The sequence below is a fragment of the Microvirga sp. M2 genome, from assembly GCF_047497095.1.
In the GTDB taxonomy this organism is placed as follows: Bacteria; Pseudomonadota; Alphaproteobacteria; order Rhizobiales; family Beijerinckiaceae; genus Microvirga.
The window spans coordinates 1,855,642-1,879,367 of record NZ_CP134064.1 but is presented as its reverse complement, the minus strand read 5'-3'; the positions used below and the strand labels follow the sequence as shown (position 1 = coordinate 1,879,367).

Here is a 23,726-nt window from a genome sequence, read left to right as displayed (position 1 = left end):
TCATGACCACCAAGGCACTACGCTCAACACTCTGCATGCTCGCATTGCTCGCAATGCCGATTTCGCAGGCCTCGGCCGCCGATAAGCTGAAACTGGCCATCAGTCAGAAGGGGCAATGGGACACCGCGATGGCGGAGTTCGGCATGCGCGAAGGATTTTTTCGCGATGAAGGCCTCGAGCTGGAGCTGTTCTACACGAACGGCACCGCCGAAACACAGCAGGCCGTGATCTCGGGCAGCGTCGATGTCGGCATCGGGGTCGGGTTCCTCGGGCTCCTGGCCGCCTATACCAAAGGCGCTCCGGTGCGTGTGATCGCGAGCGAATGGACGGGCGCCAGCGACTTCTTCTGGTATGTGAAAAGCGACAGCCCGGTGAAGAGCCTTGCCGATGCTGACGGGAAGACCATCGGATTCTCGACGGTCGGCTCTTCGAGCAACCTCGTGGTTCTTGCTCTTCTCGACCAGTACAAGGTCAAGGCCAAGCCGACTCCGACCGGCGGCACGGCCGCGACGATGACGCAGGTTCTCTCGGGACAGATCGATATCGGCTGGTCCCAGGCTCCGATCGGACTGCAGGAAGTCAAGGAAGGCAAGCTGCGCATCGTGGCAAAGGGCTCCGACGCCAAGGCGATGGCGGACCAGACGACCCGCGTCTCCATCTCGACTGCCGACGTGCTCGCGGCCAAGCGCCCCGCACTCGAACGCTTCATGCGGGCCTATAACAAGACCCTCGACTGGGCCTATGGCGGCACGAAGTCGGTGGAGTATTTCGCCGCGGAACTCAAGATACCATTCGAGCTCGCCCTCGCGGCGCGCGATCAGAACTACCCCAAGGATGCCTTGAGGTTGGATGTCGTCCGCGGCCTCGAGCAAACGATGCAGCAGGCCGTCGAACTCAAGCGTCTCTCCGAGCCGCTGACCCAGCAGCAAACCAACGAACTGATTCAGATCATCCATGCGAAATGACCCGGTTCCGCTCCAATCCTTTGCACCCATCGTGATCGTCGGACTCTGCGTCCTGATCCTCGAAGGGGTGATGCGCCTTTCGCTCGTGTCACCTCTCATCGTCGCCTCGCCGTCGCAGGTCGTGGGGAGTTTCCCGCTTCTGTGGGACGAGCATATCGGCCTGAGATTTCTGCAGACCTTCGCCGAGACCCTTCTGGCGACGATCCTCGCGATGGCCATCGGCGGACCCGTCGGATGGCTGCTTGCGAGGAACGCCAAGCTCGACCTGGCTTTCCGCGGCTGGGTGGCGGTCGCATCCTCGGCGCCGCTCATCCTCATGTATCCGCTCTTTCTCGTCGCGTTCGGGCGGAACATGGGGACCGTCGTGGCGATCGGGGCCGTGTCGGCGCTGGCCCCGATCATCCTGAAAACCCGGGACGGCCTCACCGAGGTCAAGACGGTGTTGATCGAGGTCGGGCGCAGCTACGGATTGTCGGAGCAGAAGCTGTTTCGCATGATCATGCTTCCTGCCGCTGCACCATCGATCATCAACGGCCTGCCACTGGCCATCATCTTCGCACTCGCGAATGTCGTGGCGGTCGAGTTCATCATCAACTACGGCGGAATCGGGTACCTCGTCGGGGAGATGGCCGATCGTTACGAGATCCCGGGAATGTATGGAGCCATTCTCGCGGTCATCACGGTCAGCACTCTGTTCTACTACGTCACGGAGAGGATCGAGCGATGCCTACGTCCCTTCTGAGGATCAGCGCTCCTTCGACGACGACGACGATGGACGTCCTGTGGCTGCGCACGAGCTTCGCGCTCATCGTGATCGGAGCCTGGGAGCTCGCGGCCGTATCCGGGCTGATGCTTCGACAGGTTCTTCCCGGCATCAGCGAGATCGTGTGGACGGTCGGCCTCCTCGTGTTCAGCAAGGCCTTCTACCCGCATCTGGCGATCACGCTCGTGGAAGTCGCGGCATCCATCGCACTCGCCTTGATCGCCGCCGCAGCCGTCACGATCCTGTGCGGTGCGGTCCGCTTCCTGCGCGAAGGACTCTCGCCGATTCTCTACTATCTCGCGCCGACGCCGAAGATCATCTTCTTTCCGATCGCGTTGACCGTCTTCGGCGTCGATACCGGCTCAAAGATCGCTATCGGGGCATTGTCGGCCTTCTTCCCGATCGCGATCAGCATCCTGGCCGGCCTCGTGCGGATCGAGCCGGTCTATCTCGACGTGGGACGCAGCTTCAAGCTCACCCCATGGCAGATGATCGCGAAGATCTATGTTCCATGTCTCTGGATCTCCGCACTGACCGGGCTGCGGCTGGGTACGGGGCTGGCCATCATCGGCGTTCTTCTCGCCGAGACCAAGCTCGCGTCCCACGGCCTCGGGCATCTCGCGATCCAATACTACAATTCGTTCAAGATCACCGAGCTCTACGCCGTTCTGGTGATCACCTTCGTGCTTGCAGGCATCATCAACTGGCTCATCTCGCTGGCGGAACGAGGAATGCCCCGCGCGCGATGACCGGCCTTCCCCGCCGGACCGACGGACAGCGGCATTCTCGTGAGCCGTCGCCGCCGGTCCGCGCATGATCATGCAGGTCGATCGGTTTCATGTCGGAGAATTATGACATCCATGTCCGCTACGCCGCTTTCGGGAATTAGGGTTCTTGATCTCACGTCTGTCGTCGTCGGCCCTGCCTGCACGGTTCGGCTGGCGAATTACGGAGCGGATGTCGTCAAGGTGGAATCCTTCGAGGGCGACCAGATGCGCGCCTTGGGAGGACCGTCGCCCACGGGCGAGCATTCGGGATCCTATCTGCATTTCAACGGCGGCAAGAGATCGATCTGCCTGAACCTGAAGCAACCGGCCGCCCGCAGGATCGTGTCGCGCCTTCTGGACGTCGCCGACGTGTTCGTCTCCAATATGCGTCCGGATGCGCTCGCTCGTCTCGGGCTCGATGCCGACTGCTTGAGGGACGAGCATCCGCGCCTCGTCCACTGCACCATCACGGGCTTCGGCCCGGGAGGTCCGTATCGCGGCCGCGCCGCTTACGACAGCGCCCTCCAGGGTGCGTCCGGCATCGCCGGCTTGTTCAATCGGCGGGATGGCGACCCCAAATATGTGCCGCTCCTGATCTGCGATCACGTGGTCGGTGAGATCGCGGCCGGCGCCATCCTGTCGGCACTCTTCGAGCGGGAGCGTACGGGCCGCGGAACGAAGCTCGAAATTCCCATGTATGAGACCATGGCGGCCTTCGTGCTGCAGGAGCATCTCGGCCCCAAGACCTTCGAGCCGGCGCTCGGCGCGGTCGGCGACAGCCGCGTGCTCAATCCGGACAACCGGCCGCTTCAGACCGCCGACGGGTGGATCAGCCTGACGGCGAACACGGATGCGCAGACCCGGGCCTTCCTCAAGGCCATCGGGCGCGAAGACGCCATCGACGATCCGCGTTTCAGGACGACCGCCGACCGGTATCGGCATGTCGGCGAGTGGTTCGCCTTGCGCAACGACGCCTTGAAGGCGCGAACGACGGCGGAATGGCTGGAGCTCTTCGCCGCATACGACGTGCCGGCGATGCCGTGCCACACGCTGGAGACCCTGCTCGACGACCCGCATCTCACGGCGGTCGGGATCCTCGGCGACATGGTTCATCCGACCGAGGGGCGCATTCGCGGCATCCGGCCGACGATCCTCAACGACGATGCCGTCGCGCCTGCCGGCAGGGCGGCCAGACCCATCGGCTGGGACACGCGATCCGTTCTTTCGGAACTCGGTTTTTCGGCGGGCGACATTCAGGAATTTCTCAAGGCCGGTGTCGCGAGGGTGTATGAGCCCGCCGGCGGAGCGGCGGGAATGGTTTCGTGACACACGGGCTCAACAGCTGGAAGGCGACGCGCATGTCCTGGAAGAATGTGCTGGTGGATTTCGAGGACGGTGTCGCCTGGGTGACGCTGAACCGTCCGGAGAAGCGCAATGCGATGAATCCGGAGCTCAACCGGGAGATGGTCGAGATCCTTGACGCACTGGAGACGGACGATCGCTGCCGGGTGCTGGTTCTGACGGGGGCAGGGGATTCGTTCTCCTCCGGCATGGATCTGAAGGAATATTTCAGGGAGACGGACGGCAAACCCGCGGCCGTTCGGGACCGCATCTTCCGGGCGGCGGCCGATTGGCAATGGCGGCGGCTGCGAACCTATCCCAAGCCGACGATCGCCATGGTGAACGGGTGGTGCTTCGGAGGCGGCTTCACGCCGCTCATCGCCTGCGATCTCGCTCTCGCGGCGGAGGAGGCTCACTTCGGCCTGTCCGAAATCAACTGGGGCATCATTCCTGCCGGGAACGTCACGAAGGCCCTCGCGACGGTCGTCGGGGATCGCGCGGCCCTCTACTACATCATGACCGGCAAGGTGTTCGACGGCAGGCGCGCCGCCACGCTGGGACTGGTCAACGAGGCATATCCTCTGGGCAACCTGCGCGCGCAGACGCTTTCTCTGGCGAGGGTGCTGATGGACAAGAATCCCGTCGTGCTGCGGCACGCCAAGACCGCCTTCAAGAACATCGACGTCATGGATTGGGAGATTGCCGACGATTATCTGCGCGCCAAGCAGGACCAAACCCGCTTCCAGGACACGGAACGCGGTCGGGAGCGCGGCATGCAGCAGTTCCTCGACGAGAAATCCTACCGTCCCGGTCTCGAGAGCTATCGTCGGGGCGAATAGCGCCGACGTTCCGGCCCCGGCCGATCGGAAAGGCGCGTGAGACCATTGAGGCGAGACGACATGCACCATTCTTCATCCGCCGTGAGGCAGGTCGGAGACCTGACCGTCTGGGCCGTCAGCGACGGAGAGCTCGCGGCGGACCTTTCCGTGTTCTCCAATCTGGAGCCGGAGGAGGCCGGGCGCCTGACGGGCGCGGGCCGCTTCGACCATGTCCTTCTGCCGGTGAACACCTTTCTGATTCGGCTCGGGCCGCATTTCGCCCTGGTGGACGCGGGCGCCGGCCCCGCGGGAGGTCCCGCACTCGGAAAGGTCGTTGAGAACCTGGAGCGGATCGGTGTGCGTCGGGGCGAGATCCGCACTCTGTTGATGACGCATCTCCATCCGGACCATTCGAACGGCCTCGTGGATCGGGACGGTCATGCGGTCTATCCCGAGGCGGAGCTCCTGCTTCATGCGCGGGAGGCGGAATTCTGGCTCGACGGCGACATCGACGGTTCCGTCAGCGAAAGAACCCGGAGAAACATGGCGGCAGCCAGACATGCGACGGCGCCTTACGGGGGGCGGATCCGCCGCATCGAGGATGCGGAGCAGGTGCTGCCCGGAGTGGCGGCGGTGGCGCTTCCGGGTCATACACCCGGACATACCGGATGGCTTCTGCAGTCGGGCGGCGAGCGCCTGTTCCTGTGGGGCGACATCGTGCATTTCGCAAAGGTTCAAACGGCTCGCCCGGAGGTCTCGCTCGTCTTCGACGTCGATCAGGCCGCCGCTCGCGCCATGCGCACCGAAACCTTCGAAAGAGTCGTCCGGGAGGGCTTGGCCGTCGCGGGAGCCCATCTCCCGTTTCCCGGTTTCGGAACCGTCGTGCGCGTGGCGGACGGCTATCGCTACCGGCCCGATGGCCCGTGACGAGGGCGGCGTGAGTGTATCGACTGGGAGCGGAGAATGCTGGAGCAGATCGTCGATTTCCGGGATGAGGCATCCGAGCTCGCCCGATTGTTGGCGCGGTTGAGCGAGGGGGATTGGGATCGCGTGACCCAGTTCAAGGGGTGGACGATCAACGACGTGATCCTCCATCTCTATGCGAGCGACTGGATGGCGGCAGCCGCGGCGCGGTCGGCCGACGCGTACGAGCAGATTCGCGGCGACGTGCGCCGCAGGCGCGAAGGCGGCCTCTCCATGATCGAGGAAACGCGGCTGCGATTTCCGGGCTTGAGGGGCGCGGCCTTGTTCCAACGCTGGCAGGAGCAGGTGGATGAGCTGTGCCGCCTGCTCGCCGTGAAGGATCCGACGGAGCGGCTGACCTGGTCGGGACCCGGGATGGCGGTGCGCATGTTCGTCACGGCGCGGCAGATGGAGACCTGGGCCCATGGCCAGGAGATCTACGACGCCATGGGAATCGAGCGCGTTGAGCACGATCGCATCAGGAACATCGCGGTCATCGGGGTGAAAACCTTCGGCTGGAGCTTCTCCAACCGGGGCCTGCCGGTCCCGGAGCAGCCGCCACGGGTCGAACTCACCGCGCCGTCGGGGGTGCGGTGGGTCTGGAACGAGGACGCATCGGCCAATGTCGTGCGGGGAACAGCCGTGGAGTTTTGCCGGGTGGTCACGCAGGTTCGCAATGTCCGCGATACGAATCTCTCGGCGCGGGGAGAGGCGGCGTCGCAATGGATGCGGATCGCTCAATGCTTCGCGGGCCCGCCGGCGGCCCCCCCGACGCCGGGATCGCGCTACACGGCCGCTTCGGCCGCGAGCTGAATGGAATGCAAAAGGCCGCCCGAAGGGCGGCCTTGAAAGTGTCGGCGCGGACGCGCGAGACGCTCTTACTGCAGCTTCGTGCGCACGTCGTTGAGGCCCTGGCTCACCAGCGAGGCGGCCGTACTGCCCGTGATCTCCTCGCGCAGCACGCGCTCGGACGCCTTGACGGCGGCATCGACCGCGGCGGCACGGACCTCGGCGGAGGCCTGGGCCTCGGCCTGCGCGATCTTCGCTTCGGCGGTGGCCGTGCGGCGCTTCACGAAGTCGGCCATCTTCTCCTGGGCCTCGCGGGCCAGGCGCTCGGCCTCGTCCTTGGCGGCGGACACGATGTCGGCTGCCTCGCGCTCGGCGGCGGCGCGCTTGGACTCGAATTCCCTGAGGAGCTTCTCGGCATCCTCGCGCAGGCGCTTGGCCTCGGCGAGTTCATCGGCGATGCGCTTGCCGCGGGAATCGAGCTGATTCAGCACTTTCCCGGGAACGCCGTAATAGAACATGATGCCCCAGAAGATGAAAAAGGCAACGGCGACCCAGAATTCAGCACTCTGCAACATGGTGTGTCTCCGATCAGGCGTTGATCTGGTCGAGGGCGGTTTCGACCGCCTGCGGGGCCGGAGCCTTGCCGGTCAGGCGCTCGATGATGGCGCTGGCCGTATCGCGCGCGATGCCGCGCACATGGCCCATGGCTTCGGCCTTGCGACCGGCGATGGTGGCCTCGGATTCGGCAAGGCGCTTGTTGAGGTCGGCTTCGAGAGCCTTGCGCTTGGCGTCGCTTTCCGCGGCGAGCTTGGCGCGGGTCTCCTGCGCGAGGGTCTGGGCGCGGCCCTTGGCCTCGGCCAGAGCCTTCTCGTAGGCAGCTCCGGCTTCCTCGGCACGGGTCTTCATCGCGGCGGCGTTGTCGAGGTCGCGGGCGATGATGGAGCGCCGGTTCTCGATGATGCCGGACAGGCGCGGCAGGACCAGCTTGGACATCAGGGTGTAGAGCACCGCGAAGGTGATCAAGAGCCAGAGGAGCTGACCGGCATAGGTTTCCGTCGCGAAGGGCGGGAAGCCGACATCCTCGTGAGCGCCACCGTGCGCTTGGGTTTCGGCGTGGGTCGTCTGAGCCTGAGCCTGGGCCATGGAGCAGATCCTAAAAGGATGAGTTATCCTGGAGCATAGTACCTTCCGGCCGGGCCGGACTACACGCTCATCTTTGTTTTCGCATCGTGTCCGCGAGGGGCCGGAGCCCGTCCGCGCGCACGATGCCTGAAAATAACGAATGACGGCGGATCACCGCCGTCACTCAAGCCGAGGCGAGGCACTGGCCGCGCCCCGACCTCCCGATCACCGTCTTGGACTTAGGTGAAGAGCAGAACGAGAGCGACGACGAGGCAGAAGATGCCGAGACCTTCCGCGAGCGCCGCACCGATGAAGGCGCGGGCGAACTGGCCATCAGCTGCCGACGGGTTGCGCAGAGCGCCCGACAGGAAGTTGCCGAAGATGTTGCCAACGCCCATAGCGGCGAGGCCCATGCCAATGCAGGCAAGGCCCGCGCCGAGGAACTTGAAAGCAACCGGATCCATTGTGAACTCCTTGAGTAGTCTGTGACCGGGAGGGGAGGGGAGAGGCTAACGCAGCGCAGACCTAGTGGCCCGGGTGCAGCGCGTCGTTAAGGTAGATGCAGGTCAACACAGTGAAGACGTAGGCCTGCAGAGCGGCGACGAGGAACTCGAGCGCCATGAGAGCAACCGCCATGAGAAGCGGCAGCGGAGCGAGGATCGACAGAGCGCCACCGGCGCCCAGGAGCGCAACGACGAAGCCGCCGAAAACCTTCAGTGCGATGTGCCCCGCGAGCATGTTCGCGAAAAGACGCAGGGACAGCGAAACCGGTCGCGACAGGAACGAGATGACCTCGATGACCACGATGAAGGGCAGAAGCCAGACCGGCACGCCCGATGGGACGAACAGGCCGAAGAAATGGGTGCCGTGCTTGACGATGCCGTAGACGACGACGGTGCCGATGACGAGCATCGCCAACGCGAAGGTCACGATGATGTGGCTCGTCACGGTGAAGAAGCCCGGGATCATGCCGAGCATGTTCGCCGTGAAGACGAACATGAAGAGGGAGAAGACGAGAGGGAAGAACTTCATGCCTTCCTTGCCCGTCGCATCCGTGAGGGTTCCGGCCACGAAATCGTGCAGGACCTCGGCGACCGACTGGCCACGGCCCGGAACGAGCGCGCGCTTGCGGGTCGCCACCATGAAGCCGCCCACGATCAGGGCTGCGGCACCGATCATGAACAGTGACGAATTGGTGAAGCTGATCGCCGGGATGATGGGCTTGATCTGGAATTGTTCGATCGGGCTCGCCATGATCAGCTCTTAAATCTCGCGGTTGCTCAATGCCGTTCGGCTGTTGAAAGTCGGGCTTCAGATCACCGCTTCTCGTCATACTTGGCCGGCTTGACCAGTCCGGCTGCCCTCAGGAGGTTGAGCATGCCGGCACAGAAGCCGAGTATGAGACAAACGATCAGGCCCCAAGGCGAAGTCCCCGCGAAGTGATCGACGAGCCAACCGATGACCCCGCCTGCAACGACTCCTGCGACGAATTCGGCCGAAAGCCTGAAGGCTTGGCCCAATGCACGGGAATCAGAAGTCTGGCGGTTGCGAGTTTCAGGCTCTGCCCGATGAGCGGATGCTTGAGAGATCCGTGCATCGAGAGATTTCAGCCTCGCGGACAAGTCGGCATCATCGGCACTGCCCGGTTTCCGCTCATCTCCACCGTTCCGCTTGTGAGGGTCCGCCATTGCGATCTCCTTAAAAGCGTTGCGGGAAAATGCTTGGAAGCCCAGCCCCGAAAGCCGGGCGCAACATATGAGCGGGGGGCAACCCTGTCAAGGACCCTCTGAAAACATCTAAGGTCTTGAATAAATTAGAAAAAGAGCGTTTTTGCGCGAGCTTGGCCCGAAAGCCCACACGTTTTTGAGGCCGAACGAAGGCAAGGCTGAAAGCCTTAAGCCACCTCAAGAATGCGTTCGGCGCTCTGCAGGTCGACCGACACCAGCTGCGACACGCCCCGCTCGGCCATGGTGACGCCGAAGAGACGGTCCATGCGGGCCATGGTGATCGGGTTGTGGGTGATGACCACGAACCGCGTCTCGGTCTGCTTCGACATCTCCTCCAGGAGGTCGCAGTAGCGTTCCACGTTCGCGTCGTCGAGCGGGGCGTCGACCTCGTCCAGCACGCAGATCGGAGAGGGATTCGTGAGGAACACCGCGAAGATGAGGGCCGTGGCCGTCAGCGCCTGCTCGCCGCCGGACAGAAGGGTCATGCTTTGGGGCTTCTTGCCCGGGGGGCGGGCCAGAATCTCGAGGCCCGCCTCCAGAGGATCGTCCGAATCGACGAGGGTCAGTTCCGCCGTGCCGCCGCCGAAGAGAGTGCCGAAGAGGCGCTTGAAGTGGCCGTTCACCACGTCGAAGGCGGCAAGCAGACGCTCGCGGCCCTCGCGGTTGAGGCTTCCGATGGCCTGGCGCAGGCGCTTGATGGCCTCGACGAGATCGTCCCGCTCCGTGGTGATGCCCGTGTACTTGGCCTCGAGCTCCGTCAGCTCCTCGTCGGCGCGCAGGTTCACGGCGCCGAGGCGCTCGCGGTCGGCCTTGAGAGAATGGAGCTTCGATTCGATGGCCGCGTGGGAGGGCAGTTCGGTCGCTTCCCTCAGGCCCGCCATCTCGATCAGGCCGGCCGGGGTGGTTTCGAGATTCTCCGCGATGTTGCGGGTGATCTCGGAAAGACGCTGGACGGCGGCCTCGTGGCGCGCCTGGGAGCCGGCGCGCGCCTCTCGGGCGGCCGCGAGGGCCTCGAGTGCCGCGCGAGCGGCGCGGTCCGTCTCGGCAAGACCGGTTTCCGCATCGGCGAGACGGTCGGCGGCTTCCTTGCGCCTGGCTTCCGCCGTCTCGACCTCGGCCATGAGAGCGCGGCGGCGCTGGAGATAGGTGTCCGGAGCCTCCGACAGGCGCTGGTGCTCGTCCTGGGCGCGTTCGAGGCGCTCGCCCAGGTCCTCGTGAGCCTTGGCGGCGCGGGCGGCGCGCTCGGTCCAGAGGCGGATGTCGGCGGCAATCGAATCACGGCGGCGGCGGCGAAGCTCGGCTTCGTGCGTCAGGGACTGGAGCGCGGCACGGGCTTCCGACGCGGCGGCGCGGCCCTCGGCCACGCGGGTGCGCTCTTCGAGCAGCCTGCTTTCCAGGTCTGGCGCGGGCGCCAGATCCTGCAGGGCGCCTTCCGCATCCTCCACGCGTTCCAGGGCTTCGGCCTCGCTTTCCGAGAGGCGGGTGAGGCCTTCCTGCAGGGCCGAGCGGCGCTGGCCGAGCTCGGCCTCCCGGCGCTCGGCGGCGGAAAGCCGGGTGCGGGCGGCGTCGAGGGCCTGGCGCGCCTGGCGCGCGGCCTCGATGGCCTGCACTTCCCGGGAGGCGGCCCGGCGCACGGCGTCCAGGGCGGCCTCCGCCTCGTGGCGCAGGTGGTCGGCATGCTCGCGTGCCTCCGCGGCCTCGCGCTCCAGGTCGCCGAGGCGATTCTTCTCCGCCAGACGGCGGGCCGCGGGCGAGGGCGCTTCCGCCGTCGTGGTGAACCCGTCCCAGCGCCACAGGTCGCCTTCCTGGGAGACGAGGCGCTGGCCGGGCTTCAGCAGGCCGCGCAGGCGCAGGCCGTCGGCCTTGCTCACGACGCCGATCTGCCTGAGGCGGCGCTGCAGTTCCACGGGAGCCCTGGACAGATCGGCGAGCGAACGGACGCCTTCCGGCAGGGCCGAATCGCCTTCGCCCGCGCCGGTCATCTCCCAATGGTGCGGGGCGGAGGGGTTGGTGGAGGCTTCGAGATCGTCCCCGAGCGCGGCGCCAAGCGCCGTCTCGTAGCCCTTCTCGACCGTGATCTGGTCGAGGGCCGGAGGCCAGAGATCCCCGGTCGCGGAGGTGACGAGCTTGGCGAGCGTCAGCGCCTCCGTTTCGAGGCGCTGCGCCTTGCGCTCCGCCTCGTTGAGGGGCTGGCGCAGCCGGTGCTCCGCCTCCCGGGCCGCCGCGAGAGCCTCGCGGGCTTCCATGACGGCCTCTTCCGAGCTCTGCGCCGTCTCCTCGGCGATCGCCATGTCCTCGCGCAGGTCGTCGATGGGAGGTCCGTCCTCCGCCGAGGTGGACAGAGCCTCGATCTCGCGCTCCAGGCGCTCCTTTTCGGACCGGAAACGGGCCGCGCGCTCCATCTCCTCGCGCACGGCCCGTTCGAGGGCGGCGCGGCGGGCATTGAGGTCCGAGGTCTGGGCCTGCAGGGCGCTCAAGCTCGTCTCGGCCTCGGCCAAGGCGGCTTCCGCCGCCTGGAGGCGTTCTTCGCTCTCGGCGCGGGCATCCTCGGCCCCGTCGGTGGTCTGGGCGATCTCGGCGGCTTCGACCTGGAGGCGCTCGATGGCGGTCTGCGCATCGGCCCGCTGGGCAGCCTCGCGGGCAAGGTCCCGGCTCAGGTCGCCGATATGGCGCTCCAGCTCGATCACGCGCTCCTTGGAGCGGCGCTCCTCCGATTCGAGTTCGTTGCGGGCATGCGTGAGCCGCTGCAGGGCCGCGGCCGCCTCGGCCTCGGTCTGCCGCAGGGCTGGGATGCCATGGGCCGCGACGGCCTGGGCGGTCGCCGTCCGGGTCTGCTCTTCCGTAAGGTCGGCGACGGCCTTGAGGTCCTCGGCGACCTGGCGTTCGGCGGTGGCGGCCTGTTCGCGCGCCTCGGCGTAGCTGATGGCGTACATCAGGGCTTCGAGGCGGCGGATCTCGGACGAGAGGTTCTTGTACCGGGAGGCCTGGCGGCCCTGGCGCTTGAGGCTTTCGATCTGGCTTTCGAGTTCGCGAATCACGTCCTCGACGCGCACCAGATTGTCCTCGGCGGCCTTGAGGCGCAGCTCCGCCTCGTGGCGGCGGGCATGGAGGCCCGCGATGCCGGCGGCATCTTCCAGGATGCGGCGGCGCGCCTGGGGCTTGGCCGAGATGATCTCGCTGATCTGGCCCTGGCGGACGAGGGCGGGGGAGCGCGCGCCGGTGGCCGCGTCGGCGAACAGGATCTGCACGTCGCGGGCGCGCACTTCCTTGCCGTTCACGCGATAGGTCGAGCCTTCCTCGCGTTCGATCTTGCGCGAGATTTCAAGGAGGTCGGTGTCGTTGAAGGCTGCGGGCGCCGTGCGCTCGGCGTTGTCGATGGTGAGCATCACCTCGGCCCAGTTGCGGGCCGGGCGATTGCCGGAGCCGGAGAAGATGACGTCGTCCATCCCCGTGGCGCGCATGTTCTTGTGGGAGTTCTCTCCCATCACCCAGCGCAGGGCTTCCATGAGATTGGACTTGCCGCAGCCGTTCGGCCCGACCACGCCGGTCAGGCCCGGCTCGATCAGGAAGTCGGTCGGCTCGACGAAGGTCTTGAACCCTGCGATGCGAAGGCGCGTCAGCTTCATGGACACACCTTCATGGACACACCTTCGCGCCCGGCCCGTTAAGGGCCGGTTGATGGGGCTTACTCGCCCAGCAGAGGTTTGATGACCTTTTCAATCCCATCGATCGTCAGGCTTCCCGGATGACGCTGGCCATTAATGAAGAAAGTCGGGGTGGCGTCCACACTGAACTGCTCCATAGCCCGGTTCTTCACCGCGTTGACTGCGTCATAAAGTTTCTGGTCCTTGAGGCAAGCATCAAATTTTTCCTGTGAAAAACCTGCCTGCTTCATGAGCTGACGCAGCGAATCGAGGGGCTTGTCCACAAAGGCCCAGTTCTTCTGCTGCTCGAAGAGCATGTCGGTGATCGGGTAGAACTTGTCGTTGCCGTCGCAGCGGGCGAGCATGAAACCGGCGGTCGCGAGCGGATCCAGGGGAAATTCCCGCAGGATGAAGCGGATCTTGCCCGTATCGATGTAGCGCTTCTTCAGCTCAGGCCAGGTTGTGGCGTGGAAATGCGCGCAATGGGAGCAGGTCAGGGAGGCGTACTCGACGATCGTGACCTTGGCGTTCTCCGGCCCGAGGGCGACATCGCCGCGGGGCCCGGCGACCGCGAGATCCTGAACGGCGACGTTCTGCGCCAGGGCCGGGAGGCTGGTCGCAAGGTAAGCGGTGACGGCTGCGGTCCCGAGAAGCTGAAGCGTCTGACGCCGGGTGATCATGGGAAGGGAACTCCTGAAGAGATGCTGCTTTGCGGTAAAATGAGACGATGGCGAAGGCAAGCGCCGCTCATCTCACGCTTTCGTGCGTGAACCGGAGCTGACGATGGCCTGTCCCAGCCGGTCGAGGGCGTCCTTGAGGCGATCCTCCTCGATGCCGCCGATGGCGGAGGCGACCTTCGCCCTGTCGGCCGGGCTGATGGGCGGGGCCGGGGGCTTCTTCGGTTCGATCCGCCGCACGGGGCCTTGCTTCAGCACGATCTTTCCGATGCAGCGCCAGCCGTAATAGGTGTTCACCCGGTCGATGACCATCGGCGCCATGTGCTGGAGTTCCAGCGCGAAGGCGCTCTCCACGCGCACCACCAGGGTTGCGGGCTCCGGGCGCGCCTCCGGGTCCGCATGGGGCGCCTTTCGCTTCCACTCGATCTTGAGGGGCTGGGTGAAGGCTGCGAGCCGCTCGCCCACGATATCGGCCCAGGCCATGATGATGTCGGAAGTCGCAAAGCCTTGCGCCGCAAGGCTCGGGGAAAGACAGACGTCGAGGAACTCGGCGAGGGGGCGGGCCAGGGGGCTCGGTCGTCTCATGTTGAATGTCCAAAAGCCGCGTTGGAATATTCCGTTTAGACCGTTATTCCACATCACATGTTAACGCCCGCTTCGAGCGCGACCAAGCCCGACCCGCAGGACCTGCTTGCCTGGTACGACCGTCACCGGCGCGAGCTGCCTTGGCGCGCCCGGGCGGGCGAGGCCGCAAACCCTTACCGCGTCTGGCTTTCCGAGATCATGCTGCAGCAGACCACGGTGGTCGCGGTCAAGCCGTTCTACCTCAATTTTCTTGAGCGCTTCCCCACCGTGGAGGCTCTCGCCGAGGCGCCCACGGATTCGGTCATGCAGGCCTGGGCCGGCCTCGGCTATTATTCCCGCGCCCGCAACCTCCATGCCTGCGCCAAGGCGGTTGTGGAGAATCACGGCGGAGCATTTCCCTCGACAGAGGCCGAGCTTCTGAAGCTTCCGGGGATCGGGGCCTATACGGCGGCCGCGGTGGCGGCGATCGCCTTCGACCGGAAGGCCGCGGCTGTAGACGGCAATGTGGAGCGGGTCGTGTCCCGCCTCTTCATGGTCGAGGAGCCGCTGCCCAAGGCGAAGCCTCTCATCCGGTCACTGACGGAAGATCTCGTGCCCGAGGACAGGCCAGGCGATTTCGCGCAAGCCCTGATGGATCTCGGCGCCACAATCTGCACGCCCAGGCGCCCCGCCTGCGCGCTCTGCCCCTGGATGAAGCCGTGCCAGGCCCGCGCCATGGGCCTCCAGGAGACGTTTCCGAAGAAGCAGAAGAAGGAAACGGGGCCATTGCGCAAGGGCGCGGCCTTCGTGGTGCTGCGCGCCGACGACACGATCCTCTTGCGCACCCGTCCGCCGACCGGCCTGCTCGGCGGCATGGCGGAGCCGCCGACGAGCGAATGGGAGCCGAATTACGAGCCCGCCCGCGCAGTCCTCGATGCTCCGATCGACGCGCGCTGGCAGCGCCTGCCGGGCACGGTGCGCCACGTCTTCACCCATTTTCCGCTGGAGCTGACGGTGCTCTTCGCGAAAGTCCCCAAAGGCACCCCCGCGCCTGACGACATGCGCTGGACCCCGCGCCTGGAGCTCCACGAGGAGGCCTTGCCGGGCGCCATGAAGAAGGTGCTCGTCCATGCCCTGGGCGATCTGCCGGGAGCGAAGGCCAAGGCTTCGGTGAAGAAGTAGCCAAGGCTTACTCATCCGAATTCCGTTTCTAGACAATTGAAACGTTGCATCGTTATGATAATAGGGCATTGGGGTTCGAATCCCCATTTTCGGGTCCCTCTTTCTCAACGCGACGCTCACAGGGGCGCGGCCAGTTCATAAAAGAGAGGACTCACCGGATCGGTACCGCGCAAGGCCTCCTGCATCGGCCAAACGGCAAACAAGGTTTGGGCTCTGAGAGCTTCGGGCTCCCGCTCTCTCGTTGTGGTGCAGGAGGCCGATCGCATCGAATAGAGGGAGGCCATAGTGCTGCGCGAAACCTGGAGCTTCGAAGGGCTTCTGACCGTCTTCCTAGGTCTTGGGTTTTTCCTTTTAGTGCTGTCCGCACTCAGACGAGCCTTCAAAGGCCTCACGGTAGGACAGCGACGGACCGGCATCTTTGTCACCGTATACGAATGGGAACACGCTCTTCTCTATCTCGATGGTCGATTCTCGGGACTCGTGCCGCCTGGGCGGCACTTCAATCTTGGCTTGCGGCAGCGCGATATTTACACGCTGCGCCGGTATGAACGGTTTCTCACGACCGTTCCCCTGGATGTCATGAGCGCGGACAAGCTTGTCTTCCGGCTCGCGGCGACAACAACTTACGAGATTGTCGACCCTCGACAGGCCTTCGAAGTCATCGATCTTGACGCTCATGTCCGGCTCGCCGTGACGACTGCCCTCGCCAAGCTGGCCGCAGAGCACACCCTTGAGGCCTTCCTGACGGAACGCGCAACCCTGGATGAAAGGCTGCTCGCCATGCTCTCGGCTCCGGTTGCCGGCTGCATGATCAAGACCAGCACGATCACGACAGTTACTTTGCCGCCTGAAATCAGACGCTTGATCACGGAGGTAGAGAGGGCAAAGCTCGAAGGTCTGGCCACTCTGGAGCGCGCCCGGGGAGAGCATGCCGCCTTGCGCTCATTGGCGAATGCAGCCCGAATGCTGAAAGGCAATCCCGAGCTGATGAATCTGCGCGTGTTGCAATCCTTGTCGGTCACCAATGGCAAGCGGTCGCCAACACTGGTCCTTGGACAAGGAGCCCTGCTCCCCATCGGCAACGATGCAGAGACAATGGACGAGTAGGAAGCGGGAGGTCACCCACCCAGCAATGCCCTCTGATTGCGCTTGAACAGGGCCGCCAGCGCAGTCGCCACGCGTGTCACGTTCGGGCGGTTGCGGCTGCGGCGATGCATGACCAGGAACACGTCCTCGATCAGCTCGCCCTCGGGCTTCACCACCTGGACGAGATCGGGATCGGAATCGCCGAGCCAGCAGGGTAGGAAGGCGGCCCCCAAGCCCGCCTTCGCGGCCTGATAGCGGATCGGCATGTCGCCGATGCGAGCTGCGATGGTGCGTCCTTGCGCGAACTCGGCGACGTAGGCCGCCTGCCGGGACAGGGTCGGGTCCTCCGGCGGGGCGATGACGGTCGCCGGATCCTCGGTGGTGGCGTAGATCGCGAAGGCGATCTGCCCGATCTTGCGCGCCACGAGATCGTCCGTGGCCTCGGGCAGGACACGCATGCGAAGCGCGATGTCGGCCTCGCCCGAGGCGAGGTCGAGCCTGCGGCGGGTCGGGATATAGGCGATCTCCACGGGCTCGGCGGCCTTGTGCAGCTCGGCCGAATGCAGCGACAGGAACAGGGCGACGGAGGAGGTCGCGGTCACGCGAACGGGCGCATCCGGATCGGGCCGGTAGGCGGCGGCCGTGCGCGTGATCGCGCCCGCCGCTTCGCCCATGGGGACGGCCGCTTCGAGGATCGCCTGCCCGGCTTCCGTCAGCTCGAGATTGTTCGGGCCGCGCTGGAAAAGGTCGAGCCCGAGGGCCTCTTCCAGCGCCTTCACGCGCCGGGCGATCGTCGGTTGGCTCTGCCCCAGCGCCCTGGCCGCGCCGTTCATCGATCCATGAGCCACCACGGCCAGGAAGATCCTGAGATCGTCCCAGGACGGTTCGTTGAGGGCGAGATGAAAGGGATCGTGAGACGCATGAGCCATGGCAGGATGGTAAAGCGTTCGCCGCGTGCGGGCATAGGGGAATGTTCCACGGTTGAGGACGATCCGCACCATGCTCCGTCGCCGGGCCGCTCGCAGCCCCGCATCGATGGGAGAGCGCTCAACGTTCCTGGCGCGGTCGGACGCCGTCAGACGCCGTCAGACGCTTAGTACCGGCCTGGCTCCGGCTGGCCTCGGCGCTCCCGCGTGAGGATCCGCCCGGACCGGCTCGCCGGAGGAGAACGCCGTGCCTTCCGTCGGACAATGCCAGGGCAGGGTGCCGGCCGGCAGATAGCGGCCGAGGGCGTGGAGCGCCAGCATCGCGAGCGTCACGACCGCAACGATCACCACGGCGACGGCCGATGCCTGGCTCGCGAGGCCCGCTTCTTCGAGGCTGTAGAGCACGACCCCGATGGTCTCGGTACCCGCCGACCAGAGCAGCGCCGAGACGGTGAGCTCGCTGAAGGCGAGCAGGAACGCCATCAGGCCGCCCGCCACGGCGGCCGGAAGAAGCGAGGGAAGGACGATGTCGATCAGCCGCCGGGTCAGTCCCGCGCCGTCGAGGGTGGCGGCCTCCTCCTGCGCCACGTCGATTTGCGCCATGCCCGCGAGAACGGGCTTGAGCACGACCGCGAGGAAGCGGGCGAGATAGGCGAACACGATGATCGACGGGGTGGCGTAGAGCGAAAGGCCGATCAGCGGCAGCGGTTTCAGGAACAGGAGGATACAGGCGATCGCCAAGACGATTCCGGGCAGGACATAGGAGGTTTCGAGAAGAGCCGTCATCGGGATCCGGGCAGGCCCCGCCAGGCGCACGAGCGTATAGGCCATCGGGATCCCGAGGACGGCCAGCAAGCCCGCCGCGCCGCCCGCATAGGCCAGGGAATTGGCGAAGGCCCGCATGGTCGCGTCCTGCCGCGTCAGCACTTCGGCGAAGTTGTCGAGGGTGATCGTGCCGAGATTCAGCGGCATGCCGTAGGACGGCACGAGCGCCGCCGTCAGCAGGGACAGCATGGGCAGGATCAGAACGAGTGCGATGACGGAAGCGACGAAGACCTCGCCTGCGGCGCGGGCTCGGCCGAGATGCCAGAACGGTTGCAGCGGGGCGTCTTCTTCCAGCAGAACCTCTCCGCGGCGCGTCAGGATCTGGCTCACCGCCACACACAGGATGGCGATGACCGCGACGAGAAGGCCGAGAGCCGCCACATCGCCGAGCATGCCGGTTCCGAAACTCGACAGGCGGCGATAGATGAGAACGGGCAGGGTGAGATAATTCACCGGCGCGCCCAAAAGGGCGGGAATGCCGAAATTGCCGATGCCCGCCACGAAGGCGAGGAGGCCCGCACCGAGGAGATGAGGCCGCAACAGCGGCAGCGCGTGATCGATGACGATGCTCAGCGGTCGGGCGCCGTCCACGCGCGCGGCCTCGACGACCGCGAGCGGGATGCGCTTGAGGCCTGCGCTCATCACCACATAGACGAGCGGCGCATGGTGCAGCCCGAGCACCAGGATGATGCCACCGCGCCCGAGCATCGGGTTGGCGCTGCCGGCTTCGGGCGCGAGGCCCAACGTATTCAAGATCGGCGAGGCAGGGCCTGCGAGATGGAGGAAGGCCAGGGCGATCACCTGGGGCGAGATCATCACCGACAGGACGAAAAGGAACGAGGCGAGACGGCGCCCACGCATGTCGGTGATGCCCAGCGCCAGCGCCATCGCGGTGCCGAGCGGAACGGCCAGAAGGGTGGAGAAGAAGGCGGTTTCCAGCGTCGCCTGCGCGGCCTTCAGGGCGGACCGGCCGGAAAGGGCCGCGAGCGCCTTTCCGGGGTCCAAGCTTCCCCCCGGGGCGAGAGCGGTCAGGAGAAGCCGCAAGGCCGGCATGATCTCGAAAGCGAAGACCACCAAAGCGACGAAAGCGAGGAGGCCGAAACCTCCCCGCTCCAGAAACGGCGTGTTGGTCGTGCGGTGTCTCACTGTCCGAAGATGTCGGCGAAGGCCGCCTTGTTCTCGGTTTCGTCGGCGAGAGCCTTCGCAGCGTCGAAGCCCATGACCTTGATCTGCTCGCGCGCAGGATAGCCGGCCGGCAGCTCCACGGCGGGATGCGCGGCGATGTAGCCCTGCTTCAGGGCCAATTCCTGCCCCTCCTTCGAGATGAGGAAATCCACGAAGGCGCGGGCGGCTTCGGGGTTCTTCGCGGTCTTGAGGATGGCGACCGGCTCGGTCACGGCCGAGACGCCCTCCTTCGGGAATACGAACTCGATCGGAGCGCCCTTCGCCTTCTCGCGAATCGGCATGTAATCGACAATGACGCCGTAGAGCTTCTGCCCGCCCGCGACCTGCTTGAGCACGTCGCCGTTGCCGCCGCCGGCCACGGCCTCGTTGGCCTTGAGGTCCTCGTAGTATTTCCACCCGCCCGCGAGATTGCCCGTCAGGGTCGCCGCATGGATCAGGGCGGCGCCCGAGGTCAGCGGGCTCGGCATGACGAGCTGCCCCTTCACTTCCGGGCGGGTGAGATCGAGCCAGGAAGAGGGCCTGAAGCTCGCCTTCGTGTTGTAGGCGATTCCCGTGGTGATCAGCTTGGTGGCGAACCAGAATTTCTGGGGATCGTGCGTGCCTGCGGGATAGGCGGAGACATCGGCCTTTTCGTGCGCGAGGAGGCGGCCGTCCTTCTTGAGGCCTTCCATGGTCACGCTGTCGGCGATCAGCAGCACGTCTGGCTGGGGCTGTCCCGCTTCGAACTCGGCGCTCAGCTTGGCGAGGATCTTCGGAGTGCCGTCGCGGACGAACGTGACGCTGACCCCGGGATACTTCGCCTTGAAGGCGTCGACGGTCTGCTGTGCGTCCGTGTTGGGCTGGCTCGTGTAGAGCACCAGATTGCCGGAGATCCCTTGGGCCTGCGCGAAGGCGGGCACGAGGGCGGCGAGCAAGGGAAGCAGACGCTTGATGAGCACGGGCAGTTCCTCTTTCGGTTAAGGCTGTGTCCCCGCGCTAACGGCCTTGGATGACGCCCCTGTGACGAAAGATTAGGGCAGGACGCGAAAAGGGCCAGCGATAGCCGGCCCCCATCACGGGTTTGCAATATCGGAGCCGTCGTCAGGCGGCAAGTTCCGCCCGAAACTTGGACCGGAACGCGTCGATGGAGACGAGCTTGCCGTCGCGCTCCACATGCCAGAAGGTCCAGCCGTTGCAGGAGGGGAAGCCCTGCGTGAGCGCACCGATCTTGTGGATCGAGCCGACGATGGGGCCGAGCGCCAGCGTGCCGTCGGCGCGCACCACCGCCTTGTGGCGGCGGCGTTCGTCCACCAGCGTCTCGCCCGCCTTCACGTAGCCGCCCTCGATGAGGGACAGGAACGGCACGCGCACTTCCGCCCGCTTTTCCGGGGGCGCGGCAACGGAGACGTCGTCGAGGGGAACGACGGCGTCGATGCGCCTGCGCGCGGCCTGCGCATAGGTGGGGTCGCGCTCCAGGCCGATGAAGTTGCGCCCGAGCAGCTTGGCCACGGCGCCCGTGGTGCCGGAGCCGAAGAAGGGATCGAGCACCACGTCGCCCGGATTGGACGAGGAGAGCAGCACGCGGGCGAGCAGGGACTCGGGCTTCTGAGTCGGATGCACCTTGCGCCCGTGCTCATCCTTCAGACGCTCGTCGCCGGTGCAGATCGGGATGAACCAGTCCGAGCGCATCTGCACGTCCTCGTTACCCGCCTTCAGCGCGTCGTAATGGAAGGTGTAGCCCTTCGAATCCGCGCTCTTCGAGGCCCAGATCATGGTCTCGTGCGCATTGGTGAAGCGGCGGCCCTTGAAGTTCGGCATCGGGTTGGCCTTGCGCCACACGATGTCGTTGAGGATCCAGAAATCCAGATCCTGCAGGGCTGCGCCCACGCGGAAGATATTGTGATAGGAGCCGATCACCCACAACGTCGCGTTCTTCTTCATGACGCGCCGCACGGCGGAAAGCCACGCGCGGGTGAAGGTGTCGTAGTCGGCGAAGCTCGCGAACTTGTCCCAGTCGTCGTCGACCGCGTCGACGAGGCTCTGGTCCGGGCGCGTGAGCGCCTGTTCGAGCTGGAGATTGTAGGGAGGATCCGCGAAGACCACATCCACGCTCTCGGGAGGGAGCTTCTCGAGGCTGGCGATGCAATCGCCGAGAAGAATCTCGTTGAGAGGAAGAGGCTTCGGCAAAACGGAGAGGGAGGCTTTACGCCCCGTCCGAGGAGCCGGCGCAGACCGCCCGGTACGCGAGACACTGATCCGGGAGGCGGCGCCGGCAGCCCCGGTACGCAAGGTACCCATGGGTGATCACCGGTTACGCAACTGACACTCAGGATCATCGTCCGTTAGGGTAAAGATCAGGTTTCCATCCTGAAAAATTTGCGTCTTATTTTGGGTCGGCAAAACTTGCCGACTTATTGAAAAGATTGATCTTTTTAGGTTAACGCGCGTTAGGCTTGGTTACAGGTCCAGTAACCCTTGGCGCAACGGCGAGAAACTGAGGCGATGGAAGGGGCAAGGACCGTCGCTGGCGAGCACCTGAAGATGCGTTTTCGTGCTGTAGCCCGCGTTGCTCGCGAATCCGTAAGCCGGATAAGTCGTACTCAAGCGCGCCATCATGCGGTCGCGCACGACTTTGGCCACGATGGAAGCGGCCGCGATCGAGGCGATGCGCGAATCGCCCTTGATGACGGCTTCCGTCGTGCAAGGCAGGTGCGGCGGATCGTTGCCGTCGACGAAGGCCATGTCCGGCGTGCAGGGGAGGGCCGCCATGGCGCGGCACATGGCGAGCAAAGAGGCCTGCCGGATATTGATGGTGTCGATCTCCGCATGGGACACCGACGCGATGCCGACCTTCGCGGTCGCCAGGATGTGCGCAAACAGCGCCTCCCGGCGTTGCGCGGAGAGAGCCTTCGAATCCGCCAGGCCTTGCGGCACGTTGTCGAGATCGAGCACGACCGCGGCCGAGACCACCGGCCCTGCCAGCGGACCGCGCCCGACCTCGTCGAGGCCCGCAATGCAGGAATAGCCGGCCGCTTTGGCCAAAAGCTCGCGGTCGAGGCCGAGGCCGGCTGTCTTGGCGAGGCCGGCTGTCTTGGCGAGGCCTGCCGTCTTGGAAGGGCGAATCGGTGCGGTCATGGACGTCATGGAGGCAATTGCAGGAGCGAGCGTCTTTTAGGGCATTCGAAGCTCGCCTCCTCAGTGACGAGTGGCCACAGGTCCCGTCAAGTGGCAGGATGCGGGCGCGTCCTCGGATCTCTCCGGACACGGCCATAAGGCCGTAGAGCCTGACGCCGCTTCTAGAACAGGCTCAGCTGACCCGCCTCCTTCGCCGGTGCTTTGAACAGGTCCTTGCGCAGGGACAGGTTGCGCTTGTTCAGCCCCAGTCGCTCCGCGGCGGTCTCGAAGCGGCGGCCGATCATCCAGGCATAGGGGCCCACGCCCGACTGGCGCGTGCTCCAGTCCGAATCGTAGTCCTTGCCGCCGCGCGCCTCCTGCAGCAGCGAGAACACGTGCTTGAGCTTGTCCGGATAGTGCTCCGCCAGCCAGTCGCGCATCAGGTCCTTCAGGTCGTGCGGCAGGCGCAGCAGCACATAGCCGGCCTCCCGAGCGCCGGCGATCTGCGAAGCCTTCAGAATCGCCTCGATCTCATGGTCGTTGACGGCCGGAATGATCGGGGCCACCAGCACGCTCACCGGAATGCCGGCCTCCGAGAGCCTGCGCACAGTCTCGAGCCGCTTCGCGGGCGAGGCCGCCCGGGGTTCCATCCTGCGGGCGAGCTTCGGGTCGAGGGTCGTGATCGAGATCGCGACCTTGGCGAGCTGCCTGTCGGCCATCCGGCTCAAAATGTCGATGTCGCGCGTGACGAGCGCCGATTTCGTCACGATGCCGACCGGGTGGCCCGCCTGGTCGAGTACCTCCAGGATCGAGCGCGTGATGCGGAACTTGCGCTCCACCGGCTGGTAGGGGTCCGTATTGGCGCCGAGCGCGATGGTCGTGGGCTGATAGGTGGCGGCGCGGAGCTCCTTCTCCAACAATTCGGCGGCATTGGGCTTGGCGAAGATCTTGGTTTCGAAGTCGAGCCCCGAGGACAGGCCCTGATAGGCATGGGTCGGACGCGCGAAGCAGTAGGAGCAGCCGTGCTCGCAGCCGCGATAGGGATTGATCGATTTCTCGAAGAGGATGTCAGGCGAGTCGTTCTTCGTGATGATCGTGCGCGGCTTCTCGATGATCACTTCCGTCGGCAGGGGAGGAAGGTCCTCCTCGATGTCCCAGCCGTCGTCGAAGCTCTCGCGCCGCGCAGGCTCGTAGCGCCCGCTCGGGTTCGCCGCCGCGCCGCGTCCGCGCCTGCGCTCCATCTCCACCCGGTAGGACGGGTCGTCCATGCGCCGCCGCGCCGCTTCCGC

General features: G+C 65.5%; 23 protein-coding genes. 9 read left to right on the top strand and 14 right to left on the bottom strand.

Annotation, left to right across the window (positions count from 1 at the left end):
* Positions 1 to 2: 2 nt before the first annotated feature.
* The 7 genes from RE429_RS28270 (at position 3) to RE429_RS28240 (ending at position 6,430) form a co-directional block, all read left to right on the top strand.
* Positions 3 to 965, top strand: coding sequence for an ABC transporter substrate-binding protein (locus RE429_RS28270; RefSeq protein WP_414475035.1), 963 nt, complete (start codon positions 3 to 5; stop codon positions 963 to 965).
* Positions 955 to 1,707 (top strand): ABC transporter permease, encoded by a 753-nt coding sequence (locus RE429_RS28265; RefSeq protein ID WP_414475033.1) that lies wholly within the window; start codon positions 955 to 957, stop codon positions 1,705 to 1,707. The genes RE429_RS28270 and RE429_RS28265 overlap by 11 nt, the downstream gene beginning before the upstream one ends.
* Complete coding sequence (locus RE429_RS28260; protein WP_414475032.1) at positions 1,689 to 2,477, top strand: ABC transporter permease; 789 nt, start codon at positions 1,689 to 1,691, stop codon at positions 2,475 to 2,477. The genes RE429_RS28265 and RE429_RS28260 overlap by 19 nt, the downstream gene beginning before the upstream one ends.
* Positions 2,478 to 2,588: 111 nt before the next feature.
* Positions 2,589 to 3,821, top strand: a complete 1,233-nt coding sequence (locus tag RE429_RS28255; RefSeq protein WP_414475031.1) for a CaiB/BaiF CoA transferase family protein — start codon at positions 2,589 to 2,591, stop codon at positions 3,819 to 3,821.
* Between the two features lie 32 nt (positions 3,822 to 3,853).
* Entirely contained in the window at positions 3,854 to 4,675 is an 822-nt protein-coding gene (locus tag RE429_RS28250; protein ID WP_414475030.1) for a p-hydroxycinnamoyl CoA hydratase/lyase, read from the top strand.
* 60 nt (positions 4,676 to 4,735) lie between these two features.
* A complete protein-coding gene (locus RE429_RS28245; RefSeq protein ID WP_414475029.1) occupies positions 4,736 to 5,581 on the top strand; it encodes an MBL fold metallo-hydrolase in 846 nt (281 codons plus the stop codon).
* Positions 5,582 to 5,617: 36 nt separating this feature from the next.
* Positions 5,618 to 6,430 (top strand): TIGR03084 family metal-binding protein, encoded by an 813-nt coding sequence (locus RE429_RS28240; protein WP_414475028.1) that lies wholly within the window; start codon positions 5,618 to 5,620, stop codon positions 6,428 to 6,430.
* 65 nt (positions 6,431 to 6,495) lie between these two features.
* Here RE429_RS28240 and RE429_RS28235 read toward each other — a convergent pair whose 3' ends face one another.
* The 8 genes from RE429_RS28235 to RE429_RS28200 all read right to left on the bottom strand — a co-directional run bounded on the left by RE429_RS28235 (position 6,496) and on the right by RE429_RS28200 (position 14,161).
* Entirely contained in the window at positions 6,496 to 6,978 is a 483-nt protein-coding gene (locus RE429_RS28235) for an ATP F0F1 synthase subunit B (protein ID WP_414475962.1), read from the bottom strand.
* A gap of 16 nt (positions 6,979 to 6,994) precedes the next feature.
* On the bottom strand, positions 6,995 to 7,549 hold the full coding sequence (locus RE429_RS28230; RefSeq protein ID WP_414475027.1) for a F0F1 ATP synthase subunit B': 555 nt from the start codon (positions 7,547 to 7,549) through the stop codon (positions 6,995 to 6,997).
* A gap of 218 nt (positions 7,550 to 7,767) precedes the next feature.
* Entirely contained in the window at positions 7,768 to 7,992 is a 225-nt protein-coding gene (locus RE429_RS28225) for a F0F1 ATP synthase subunit C (RefSeq protein ID WP_009764739.1), read from the bottom strand.
* Between the two features lie 61 nt (positions 7,993 to 8,053).
* A complete protein-coding gene (locus RE429_RS28220; protein WP_414475026.1) occupies positions 8,054 to 8,782 on the bottom strand; it encodes a F0F1 ATP synthase subunit A in 729 nt (242 codons plus the stop codon).
* A 62-nt stretch (positions 8,783 to 8,844) separates the two neighbouring features.
* Positions 8,845 to 9,216, bottom strand: a complete 372-nt coding sequence (locus RE429_RS28215) for an AtpZ/AtpI family protein (protein WP_414475025.1) — start codon at positions 9,214 to 9,216, stop codon at positions 8,845 to 8,847.
* A gap of 206 nt (positions 9,217 to 9,422) precedes the next feature.
* Positions 9,423 to 12,881, bottom strand: coding sequence for a chromosome segregation protein SMC (smc, locus tag RE429_RS28210; protein ID WP_414475024.1), 3,459 nt, complete (start codon positions 12,879 to 12,881; stop codon positions 9,423 to 9,425).
* 59 nt (positions 12,882 to 12,940) lie between these two features.
* Positions 12,941 to 13,579, bottom strand: coding sequence for a DsbA family protein (locus tag RE429_RS28205; protein ID WP_414475023.1), 639 nt, complete (start codon positions 13,577 to 13,579; stop codon positions 12,941 to 12,943).
* Between the two features lie 72 nt (positions 13,580 to 13,651).
* A complete protein-coding gene (locus tag RE429_RS28200) occupies positions 13,652 to 14,161 on the bottom strand; it encodes a DUF721 domain-containing protein (RefSeq protein WP_414475021.1) in 510 nt (169 codons plus the stop codon).
* Between the two features lie 57 nt (positions 14,162 to 14,218).
* On the opposite strand from RE429_RS28200, the gene mutY reads away from it, so the two are divergent.
* The gene (gene mutY, locus RE429_RS28195) at positions 14,219 to 15,322 is read left to right on the top strand and encodes an A/G-specific adenine glycosylase (RefSeq protein ID WP_414475020.1); all 1,104 of its coding nucleotides are present in this window, start codon (positions 14,219 to 14,221) and stop codon (positions 15,320 to 15,322) included.
* A 285-nt stretch (positions 15,323 to 15,607) separates the two neighbouring features.
* Positions 15,608 to 16,429 (top strand): SPFH domain-containing protein, encoded by an 822-nt coding sequence (locus RE429_RS28190; protein WP_414475019.1) that lies wholly within the window; start codon positions 15,608 to 15,610, stop codon positions 16,427 to 16,429.
* 11 nt (positions 16,430 to 16,440) lie between these two features.
* Here RE429_RS28190 and RE429_RS28185 read toward each other — a convergent pair whose 3' ends face one another.
* The 6 genes from RE429_RS28185 to RE429_RS28160 all read right to left on the bottom strand — a co-directional run bounded on the left by RE429_RS28185 (position 16,441) and on the right by RE429_RS28160 (position 23,705).
* Complete coding sequence (locus tag RE429_RS28185) at positions 16,441 to 17,409, bottom strand: LysR family transcriptional regulator (RefSeq protein ID WP_414475018.1); 969 nt, start codon at positions 17,407 to 17,409, stop codon at positions 16,441 to 16,443.
* An 84-nt stretch (positions 17,410 to 17,493) separates the two neighbouring features.
* Positions 17,494 to 19,305, bottom strand: a complete 1,812-nt coding sequence (locus RE429_RS28180; RefSeq protein WP_414475017.1) for an ABC transporter permease — start codon at positions 19,303 to 19,305, stop codon at positions 17,494 to 17,496.
* Positions 19,302 to 20,282, bottom strand: coding sequence for an extracellular solute-binding protein (locus RE429_RS28175; RefSeq protein WP_414475016.1), 981 nt, complete (start codon positions 20,280 to 20,282; stop codon positions 19,302 to 19,304). The genes RE429_RS28180 and RE429_RS28175 overlap by 4 nt, the downstream gene beginning before the upstream one ends.
* Before the next feature lie 142 nt (positions 20,283 to 20,424).
* Complete coding sequence (locus tag RE429_RS28170; RefSeq protein ID WP_414475015.1) at positions 20,425 to 21,621, bottom strand: site-specific DNA-methyltransferase; 1,197 nt, start codon at positions 21,619 to 21,621, stop codon at positions 20,425 to 20,427.
* Positions 21,622 to 21,780: 159 nt separating this feature from the next.
* Positions 21,781 to 22,458 (bottom strand): ribonuclease HII, encoded by a 678-nt coding sequence (locus tag RE429_RS28165; protein ID WP_414475014.1) that lies wholly within the window; start codon positions 22,456 to 22,458, stop codon positions 21,781 to 21,783.
* 161 nt (positions 22,459 to 22,619) lie between these two features.
* Positions 22,620 to 23,705, bottom strand: coding sequence for a PA0069 family radical SAM protein (locus RE429_RS28160; protein ID WP_414475961.1), 1,086 nt, complete (start codon positions 23,703 to 23,705; stop codon positions 22,620 to 22,622).
* Positions 23,706 to 23,726 lie beyond the last annotated feature (21 nt).